Below are 6131 nucleotides of genomic sequence, written 5' to 3' on the forward strand. Positions count from 1 at the left end.
CTTTAGCTAGGTTGCACCGCATGGCAACGTAGCGCGCGCCTGTTCGGGCGCACGATAAAGAGGGAATAGCCGTTTCATGGCACGCAAGTTCTTCGGCACCGATGGCATCCGGGGCCGGACCAACGCCGGAGTGATGACCGCCGCCACCGCGATGAAGGTGGGCCAGGCGGCCGGAACCTACTTCCAGCGCGGTGACCACCGCCACCGCGTGGTGATCGGCAAGGACACCCGCCTTTCTGGCTACATGATGGAAAGCGCGATGGTCGCGGGCTTCACCTCGGTGGGCATGGACGTGGTCCTGCTCGGCCCGATGCCGACGCCTGCCGTCGCCATGCTCACCCGCTCGATGCGGGCCGACCTCGGCGTGATGATCTCGGCCAGCCACAACCCCTTCGAGGACAACGGCATCAAGCTGTTCGGCCCCGACGGCTTCAAGCTCTCGGACGACGCCGAACTCGCCATCGAGGCCATGCTGGCGCAGGACCTGCCGCTGGCTGATGCCACGCAGGTCGGTCGCGCCCGGCGGATCGAAGACGCGCGCGGTCGCTACATCCACGCGGTCAAGACCAGCCTGCCCGACAACGTGCGCCTCGATGGCCTGCGCATCGTGATCGACTGCGCCAACGGCGCGGCCTACCACGTCACCCCTTCGGCCCTGTGGGAACTGGGTGCCGAAGTCATCGCCATCGGCGTCGAACCCAACGGCAAGAACATCAACGCGGGCGTCGGCTCGACCCACCTTGACGCGATCAAGGCCAAGGTGCGCGAGACGCGTGCCGACATCGGCATCGCGCTCGACGGCGACGCGGACCGTCTGATCGTGGTCGACGAGAAGAGCCAGACCGTGGACGGCGACCAGATCATGGCCCTGATCGGCACCCAGCTTGCCGCGCGTGGCGAACTGCGCGGCGGCGGGGTGGTTGCCACGGTCATGTCCAACCTCGGGCTGGAGCGCTGCCTCAATGGTCAGGGCCTGACGCTCGAACGCACCTCGGTGGGTGATCGCTACGTACTCGAACGCATGCGCAGCGGCGGGTTCAACGTCGGCGGGGAACAGTCCGGCCACATGATCCTGACCGACCATGCCACGACGGGCGATGGAACGGTGGCGGCGCTGCAGGTCCTTTCCGCGCTTGTCGCGGGCGGAAAACCGGCAAGCGAACTGCTCCACCAGTTCGATCCCGTGCCACAACTGCTCAAGAACGTGCGTTTTGCGGGCGGCAAGCCGCTCGACGACAAGACCGTCAAGGAAGCCATCGCCGATGCCGAGTCGCGGCTTGCGGGCAAGGGCCGCCTCGTGATTCGCCCTTCGGGCACCGAACCGGTCATTCGCGTCATGGCCGAGGGCGACGATGCTGGCGAAGTCGAAGCCGTCGTCGACCAGATCTGCAATGCCGTGAGGAAGGCCGCCTGATGCTGGAAATGCGCCCCGACTGCGAACGCTGCGGCACCGATCTTCCCGCCGAAGCGCCCGGCGCGTTCATCTGCTCGTTCGAATGCACCTTCTGCGCCGAATGCGCCGAAGGCCTGGATGATCGTTGCCCCAACTGCGGGGGCGAGCTGATGGACCGACCGACGCGGGCCAAGGCGCTCCACGCCAAGCATCCGCCATCGAGCGAGCGCAAGTTCAAGGGATGAATGCCCCGCCGCGAATCCTCTCGATCGCCGGTTCGGACTCCGGCGGCGGCGCCGGCATCCAGGCCGATATCAAGACGATCACCATGCTGGGCGGCTATGCGATGACCGCGATCTGCGCGCTGACCGCGCAAGATACCACCGGCGTCCATGCCGTTGTCCCGGTCGATCCGGGCATGGTCGCAGCACAGATCGACGCCTGCGTGAACGACCTTGGCGTTGATGCGGTAAAGATCGGGATGCTTGGCTCACCGGCGATCGCCGCCGTGGTGGCGGACCGGCTCGAAGGCTTGCCCGTGCCCATCGTGTTCGATCCGGTGATGATCTCCACCAGCGGAGCGGCACTGGCCGATACAGCGACGATTGGCGCTTTCGAACGCCTGATGCGGATCGCCACGCTGACCACACCCAACGTGCCCGAACTCGAAGCGCTGGGCGGCGACGCTGCAATGCGGACACGCGGCATCGCCTACATTGCCAAGGGTGGCGACGCGCAGGGCCCCGACGTGGTCGATCGCTTGGTCGTTCCGGGGCAGCCGGAGCGCGTCTGGACCGCGCCGCGCATCGAAACACGGCACACCCACGGCACCGGCTGCACGATGTCGAGCGCCATCGCCACGTTCCTGGCCAGCGGCGCGACGCTGGAAGAAGCCGTCGAAGATGCGCGCGAGTTCGTTCGCGCCGCCCTTCTTGCTGCACCGGGGTTCGGCAAGGGCCACGGCCCGCTCGGCCATCAGGCGGTGCGCTGACCCCATTGCTCGCGGGTCAGCGCGAAATAGACGCTGTCGCACCACGTATCACCCACCAGCCAGGTCCGCGCCTGCCGGTGCGTCTCGGCAAAGCCCAGCCGCTCCAGCAGCTTCATCGACGCAGTGTTGCGCGGATCGACGTCAGCCTGAATGCGCGGCAGGCGATGCACGGCAAAACCGCGCTCGACCACAGCGCCCACGGCCTCGCGCGCATAGCCCTGCCCCCAGACCGCCGGATCGAACATGTATCCAAGGTCGGGAAAACGGTAGAATCCGGCCTTGCCGATCACCTGGCCGTCCGCTTCGACGATGAAATCCTCGCCCTCGCATGGCTGGATCGCCGCCATGTTGGCCAGCCATTCAGCCGTCTCCCCCTCGCTTTCGTGTGGCGGGGTCGACCAGTAGGCCATGGCGCGCGGCTCACGCATGATCGCGTGCATTGCCCCAAGATCCTCCTCGGGGCGCACGGGACGCAAGGTCAGCCGCGCTGTCCGGATCATCTTGTCGGGCACTCGGCCATCAGCAATCGAGATCGTAGAACTTGACGATGTGCGCCCACGCCTCGTCCGCCGTCTCGACCGGCGTGAACAGATCGAGATCCTCGAAGTTGATCACGCCCTCCTCGGCCAGCGCCTTGAAGTTGATCACGCGGTTCCAGTAGTCGCCACCGAACAGCAGGATCGGGATCGGCTTCATCTTGCCGGTCTGAATCAGTGTCAGCAGCTCGAAGAACTCGTCGAAGGTGCCGAACCCGCCGGGGAACACCGCCACTGCGCGGGCGCGCAGCAGGAAGTGCATCTTCCTCAGCGCAAAGTAGTGGAACTGGAAGGACAGGTGGGGCGTGACATGCGCGTTTGGCGCCTGCTCGTGAGGCAGGACGATGTTAAGCCCGATCGATTCGGCACCTGCCTCCTCCGCGCCGCGATTGGCCGCCTCCATGATCGAGGGACCACCGCCCGAGCAGATCACGAACTGACGCTTGCCGTCCTCAACCAGCCCGCAACTGCTGGCAATCCGGGCAAGCTTGCGCGCTTCATCATAGTACTTCGCCTTGGCAACAAGGCTCTCGATCACCGCCTTGCGCTCGGGCGTGGTACCTGCCGCCAGCGCGGCCTCGGCCATCTCGGGCGAGGGGATGCGGGCCGAGCCATAGACAACCAGCGTCGAGCCGATCTGCGCTTCGTCGAGCAACATCTCGGGCTTCATCAGCTCCAGCTGGAACCGCACCGGCCGCAATTCCTCGCGCAGGAGGAAGTCGGTATCGCGGAAAGCCAGCCGATAGGCGGGGTCCTGCTGCTGGGGAGTGGTCCGGGGGTGGTTCTCGACGAAGCCGGCTTCCTGCTCGGCCTTGTAGAACTTGCGCTTGGTCAGCTCGTGCTGCTTTTCTTCTTCAGTCATGCCCCCTTACGTCGGGCCGCACCGCGAAAAGCGCAAGAGGCTTGCGCCCCCTATGCCACCGTGGTCCCGAACAGGCGCCCGATCCCCGCCGTCATCGCCATGGCCAGCGCACCCCAGAACACCACGCGCAGCACGGGCCTGAGCATGGCCGATCCCCCGGCCTGTGCGCCGATGGCCCCAAGCAGTGCCAGAAACAGGATCGAGCCGACCGCCTCACCCGGCACGATCAGCGCCATCGGCAGGACCGCCGCCAGCAGCAGCGGCAAGGCAGCGCCAACCGTGAATGTCCCTGCCGAGGTGAGCCCCGCAACCACAGGACGGGCCGTGGTGATCTCGGTAATGTGGAGTTCGTCACGCGCATGCGCGCCGATGGCATCGTGCGCCATCATCTGCCCGGCCGCCTTGCGCGCGGTCTCCTCGTCGAGGCCCCGCTCCATGTAGATCCGCGCCAGTTCATCGTATTCGGCCTCGGGTCCGGCGTCCAGTTCCGCGCGCTCGCGGGCAAGGTCTGCCTGTTCGGTATCGGACTGCGAGCTGACCGAGACATACTCGCCCGCCGCCATCGACATCGCGCCTGCCACCAGCCCCGCCACGCCCGCGACAAGGATTGCCGCCCGGTCCGCGCCCGACGCCGCAACGCCAAGGATCAGGCTCGCCGTCGAGACGATGCCGTCGTTCGCGCCGAGCACGGCGGCACGCAGCCAGCCGATCCGGGCGACGAGATGCGATTCGCGATGCGGTCTCATGCTTCTGTCTCCGAACATTGCGTGGCGTGGAGGGCGGGATCAATCAGGTCTTCGAGAAAAGCGCCGAGCAAGGCCGACTGCGACCCCACCCCCGCCTTGGCATAGACCCGTGCGAGCTGTGCGCGGACGGTGCCACTGGCAGCACCACGCAGGGCCGCAATCTCGGCCACGTCGCACCCCTTGAGCGCGAAGAGCGCAACGTCGGCTTCAGCCGGGGTAAGCTTCCATTCGCCAAAGCGCAGCCGCACCAGTTCTGCGGCCACGCCGCGCGCCATGGCCACCGCCGCCTCGTCCTGCCTGGCCGACAGGACCAGCGCCCGGATCTGAAATGCCCCGATCACCACGCCTGCCAGCAGCGCCACGACCGCCGCGCTTTCGGCGGCAAGATGTGCGCCGAAGCCTTCGGCCAGCAAGTCTCCGGCAAGGTCGAGTATGAAGAACAGCGCCGCCACGGCCTGCATGGCCACCACCATGGTCAGCGCGGCGGCCTTGCGTTGCAGGGAGAGGTGGCGGCGTTGCATGGCGAGACGCTAGCGCTGACCCGGCAGCATCGCCAGAACTACCTCGCGCCCGCTCCGCCGCGTCTCGAACACCACGCCAGCAACATGGAGCGCGATCAGCAGGTAGAGCAGGTTGACCGCAACCTCGTGGATCTCGCCCAGCGCGCCTTCTTCCTCGCCGCCTTCATCGCCCTCGTCGGCGTCTTCGCCCCGCTCGATCTCGGTGGATGCAGATACGGCGGTATCGGAACGCTCGTTGCGCGCCTGTCCCGGCAATCCGGCCATGGCAATTCCGCTGGCGATCACAGCGCCAAGGCACGACCAGATCGCATATACCATCAGCGCACCAAGCGGGTTATGCGACCGGTGCTCGACATGTCGGCCCGACCGGATATCGCGCAAGTGGGCCAGTGCACGGCCAATGCTGGGCGGAAAGGCGGTGAAGCGCGCCTCGGCGGGGCCGATCAGCCCCCACAGCAGGCGCAGCACGAGGATGGCGGCGAGCGCGTAGCCGATCCACACATGCGTGCCAGAGCCTTCCTCGGTGAACAGCGCATTGGCAATGACTGCGATCACCACAGACCAGTGGGTCAGCTTGACGACAGGATCCCACCGCCGTGCAGGACGATGTGCAGGGGTTGGGGCAGAAGCGATTTCGGTCACGGGCGTCTCCTTGGACATCACGCCCCGGAAATGCCGCCCGGCTCATCCCCGCACCATTGCCACACCGCTTACGCAGCAGCGCATAAGCCACTGCTTATGCGGCCAGCGGTTCACGAGCGGCACGGCCATACGCAAGGCGGCCACAGGAGCTGACGTGACCCCCAGCTTTCCTCCAGCTGGGATTAGAGCCGGGCGGTTGTTTTGTGCATCAGCGCGGTTGAAGCAATGGGCTGCGTAGCGGAGCCCGTAGGGCGTAGCGAAGCAGGCCATTGCTTATCCAGTTTGGCGGCGAACGCCGCCGGGGTTGCATAGCCAAGGGACGAGTGCGGTCTCTCCCGGTTGTAATCCTCGACCCAGGCAGCGATCTCGACCCGGGCATGGGCGAGGCTCATGAATAAGGTCTCGTTCAGCAGCTCGTCGCGCATACGGCCGTTAAAGCT

9 protein-coding genes are annotated in these 6131 nt (G+C 66.3%); 3 read left to right on the forward strand and 6 right to left on the reverse strand.

From position 1 onward, the window contains the following. Nucleotides 1–76 precede the first annotated feature (76 nt). The 3 genes from glmM to thiD are packed head-to-tail and all read left to right on the forward strand — an operon-like array spanning nt 77 to nt 2384. Nucleotides 77–1414 carry a phosphoglucosamine mutase gene (glmM, locus tag IQ25_RS18730; RefSeq protein ID WP_144907805.1) on the forward strand — a complete coding sequence of 446 codons (1338 nt, stop codon included), beginning with the start codon at nt 77–79 and terminating at the stop codon, nt 1412–1414. After that, nucleotides 1414–1638 (forward strand): DUF1272 domain-containing protein, encoded by a 225-nt coding sequence (locus IQ25_RS18735; RefSeq protein ID WP_144907806.1) that lies wholly within the window; start codon nt 1414–1416, stop codon nt 1636–1638. The genes glmM and IQ25_RS18735 overlap by 1 nt, the downstream gene beginning before the upstream one ends. Then, nucleotides 1635–2384 (forward strand): bifunctional hydroxymethylpyrimidine kinase/phosphomethylpyrimidine kinase, encoded by a 750-nt coding sequence (thiD, locus tag IQ25_RS18740; protein WP_144907807.1) that lies wholly within the window; start codon nt 1635–1637, stop codon nt 2382–2384. The genes IQ25_RS18735 and thiD overlap by 4 nt, the downstream gene beginning before the upstream one ends. Here thiD and IQ25_RS18745 read toward each other — a convergent pair. The 6 genes from IQ25_RS18745 to IQ25_RS18770 form a co-directional block, all read right to left on the reverse strand. Then, nucleotides 2369–2896 (reverse strand): GNAT family N-acetyltransferase, encoded by a 528-nt coding sequence (locus IQ25_RS18745; protein WP_258537072.1) that lies wholly within the window; start codon nt 2894–2896, stop codon nt 2369–2371. The two genes, thiD and IQ25_RS18745, sit on opposite strands and share 16 nt — an antisense overlap. Nucleotides 2897–2903: 7 nt before the next feature. Further along, on the reverse strand, nt 2904–3782 hold the full coding sequence (locus tag IQ25_RS18750; protein WP_144907808.1) for an LOG family protein: 879 nt from the start codon (nt 3780–3782) through the stop codon (nt 2904–2906). A gap of 50 nt (nt 3783–3832) precedes the next feature. After that, nucleotides 3833–4528 (reverse strand): VIT1/CCC1 transporter family protein, encoded by a 696-nt coding sequence (locus IQ25_RS18755; protein WP_144907809.1) that lies wholly within the window; start codon nt 4526–4528, stop codon nt 3833–3835. Further along, complete coding sequence (locus IQ25_RS18760) at nt 4525–5049, reverse strand: helix-turn-helix transcriptional regulator (RefSeq protein WP_144907810.1); 525 nt, start codon at nt 5047–5049, stop codon at nt 4525–4527. The genes IQ25_RS18755 and IQ25_RS18760 overlap by 4 nt, the downstream gene beginning before the upstream one ends. A gap of 9 nt (nt 5050–5058) precedes the next feature. Continuing rightward, nucleotides 5059–5691 carry a cytochrome b/b6 domain-containing protein gene (locus IQ25_RS18765; RefSeq protein WP_220094563.1) on the reverse strand — a complete coding sequence of 211 codons (633 nt, stop codon included), beginning with the start codon at nt 5689–5691 and terminating at the stop codon, nt 5059–5061. Nucleotides 5692–5873: 182 nt separating this feature from the next. Further along, on the reverse strand, nt 5874–6131 hold a 258-nt coding region (locus IQ25_RS18770), incomplete at its 5' end, for an integrase core domain-containing protein (protein WP_144907812.1).

Origin of the sequence: Novosphingobium taihuense, from assembly GCF_007830315.1 — a bacterium.
Taxonomy (GTDB): Bacteria; Pseudomonadota; Alphaproteobacteria; order Sphingomonadales; family Sphingomonadaceae; genus Novosphingobium; species Novosphingobium taihuense.

Coding starts and splice junctions, on each gene's coding strand:
- IQ25_RS18755 (WP_144907809.1), bottom strand. CDS start 4,528: ATGAGACCGCATCGCGAATCGCATCTCGTCGCCCGGATCGGCTGGCTG.
- IQ25_RS18750 (WP_144907808.1), bottom strand. CDS start 3,782: ATGACTGAAGAAGAAAAGCAGCACGAGCTGACCAAGCGCAAGTTCTAC.
- IQ25_RS18735 (WP_144907806.1), top strand. CDS start 1,414: ATGCTGGAAATGCGCCCCGACTGCGAACGCTGCGGCACCGATCTTCCC.
- IQ25_RS18760 (WP_144907810.1), bottom strand. CDS start 5,049: ATGCAACGCCGCCACCTCTCCCTGCAACGCAAGGCCGCCGCGCTGACC.
- glmM (WP_144907805.1), top strand. CDS start 77: ATGGCACGCAAGTTCTTCGGCACCGATGGCATCCGGGGCCGGACCAAC.
- thiD (WP_144907807.1), top strand. CDS start 1,635: ATGAATGCCCCGCCGCGAATCCTCTCGATCGCCGGTTCGGACTCCGGC.